Origin of the sequence: Flammeovirga sp. OC4 (assembly GCF_000812565.1) — a bacterium.
Classification (GTDB): domain Bacteria; phylum Bacteroidota; class Bacteroidia; order Cytophagales; family Flammeovirgaceae; genus Flammeovirga.
The window spans coordinates 1-1,031 of record NZ_JTAM01000171.1; the positions used below are offsets into that span (position 1 = coordinate 1).

Annotated in this window: 1 protein-coding gene; it reads left to right on the forward strand. The window is 34.5% G+C overall.

Going from position 1 to position 1,031, the window contains the following annotated elements:
* Positions 1-952, forward strand: a 952-nt coding sequence (locus tag PL77_RS32175; RefSeq protein ID WP_044213699.1) for a hypothetical protein, incomplete at its 5' end; no start/stop codon positions are given.
* Positions 953-1,031: the final 79 nt, after the last annotated feature.

The window sequence follows — 1,031 nt, forward strand, 5'->3', positions numbered from 1 at the left end:
AATAGCATCTATCAATTCGTCAGTATATCATATAGGCAACTCTTGGAGGGTTGAGGTTGATTATTCTTACAATAGATGTTCTTTTAAGAACATTACATATCCTAATCTTCAGAAATTAGATATTACAAAAGATTATTCAAAAGAAATAGACGGAGATACTAGTAATGTAGAAAATGTAGTAAACAAGTATACTAATCCTATAATTTTAAATTTCCAAAATGCTCAAAGAAATATCAATTTACTTAATTGCGGGGTTGTGTCGTCAAGTGGCGGGAACAGGGGTTATACATACCCAGCTTCTTTGCTAGAGATAACAACGACTCCAGACGGAGACGTGTCAAGATGTAATCAATTACAAGAATTTGTATCTCCTAGTGTCGGCGGAGGGCCTTTTGTTATAAACCTACCTTCAGCAGGTCAAATAAAAAGAGTAGATGTTAGGAATTGGTGGCAATCAAATAGCGGACATCGTGTTAATAATGCTAATTTGCAAACACAAGCAACAGCTTTATGGCTTAGACTTTCGATGAACTTCAGATTGACAGGTGACAACGACGAGTTTGATTTTGGAAACAAACCTTTGCTTTTGAATTTCTACGGATATGGACTAAGCCGGGGAAAAAACGCAAATCAAAGTAATATCAAACAATTGTTCTGGGATGGCACTTACGCAGAGTTTGACGCTAGAGAGTTTTCATTCTCAGATTTTCAACATTTGAAAATTTTTAGAAATCGCTGGAATTGGAGTCATGACAATTGGGATGGTGGCTGGACTAGAAAGCATCAATTATTAGATGAATTAATATCGTTGGGTGTGAGAACTGGCGGTGATAATTTATTAGATCTTAACCAAGGTAATTTAAACTCAGAATTCGCGTCAAAGAGAACACAGTTAGAAACAAATGGATGGGTATTTACTTCAATTAATTTAAACAACCCCGATTTAACCTAAATTGTATAATTATTAAAGCGACAAAATAAAATGTACAAATCAATTATTTTTGAGAGTACAAATCGTTTTGCCGTTTATA